We start from the raw sequence: 749 nt of genomic DNA, 5'->3' as shown, positions 1-749 counted from the left end.
CACCTCGTGCGCGACATCCGCATCATCGGCGAGGCCATGGGCGACGGCGTGAAGCGGGTGTTCCCAGGCGAGGAGGCCCCGCGCGCCAAGCTCCGCAGGGTGCCCGCGTGACCGGTGGCACGCTGCTCGTCGTCGCCGACACCGACTCGTACGTGAAGTKGGGCGCGGCGCTCGCGTCGCAGCTGTCCGACGAGTGGGAGGCGCGGCTCGTCGTCGTCGCGACGCCCGCGCAACCGAGCGCACGGCAGCTGCGGGTCGCGCTCGCCGGCACCCGCTTCGCGCCGTCCGAGGTGGAGGTGCTCGAACTCGGCCCGCTCGGGGACCTCGTCGACGAGCAGCGTCCCGATGCCGTGCTGCTCGCGCTGCGCGGTCCGCTGGTGCGGGTCGTGGTGCCGGTCGTCGGCGAGCGTGCCGACCGCGTCGGCCGTGCCGACCGGCCGGACCAGCCGGACCGGCCGGTGATCCTGACCGGATTCCCCGGGCTGACGATCCCCGCGGCCCGCAAGGCCGTGATCTACCGCGAGCGCACCGACCTCATCGTGCTGCACAGTCGCCGCGAGGTGCGCGAGTTCCGCGCCATCGCGGACGAGCTCGGCGTGCCGGTCGGCCTCGGCCTCGCGACGCTGCCGTTCCTCCGCGTCGCGGCACGCGAGCTCGAGCCGGTCGCGGCGGCCGGTGAGGCGACGTCGACGGTCGCGGCGTCGGCCGACCGTGCCGCGCAGCGCTCCGACCCCACGATGGCGCAGCGC

1 protein-coding gene and 1 pseudogene are annotated in these 749 nt (G+C 75.7%); both read left to right on the top strand.

The genetic code is table 11. The features are described 5' to 3' along the window. A pseudogene (locus AC1DY2_RS20305) lies at positions 1 to 111 on the top strand (N-acetylneuraminate synthase family protein); the annotation flags it as partial. After that, on the top strand, positions 108 to 749 hold a 642-nt coding region (locus AC1DY2_RS20300; RefSeq protein WP_476764057.1), incomplete at its 3' end, for a DUF6716 putative glycosyltransferase. The pseudogene AC1DY2_RS20305 and the gene AC1DY2_RS20300, both read left to right, overlap by 4 nt.

Source organism: Agromyces sp. P1_H4 (genome assembly GCF_056405255.1).
The sequence above is the reverse complement of the archived record's forward strand: the minus strand, read 5'-3'. Positions and strand labels throughout refer to the sequence as shown.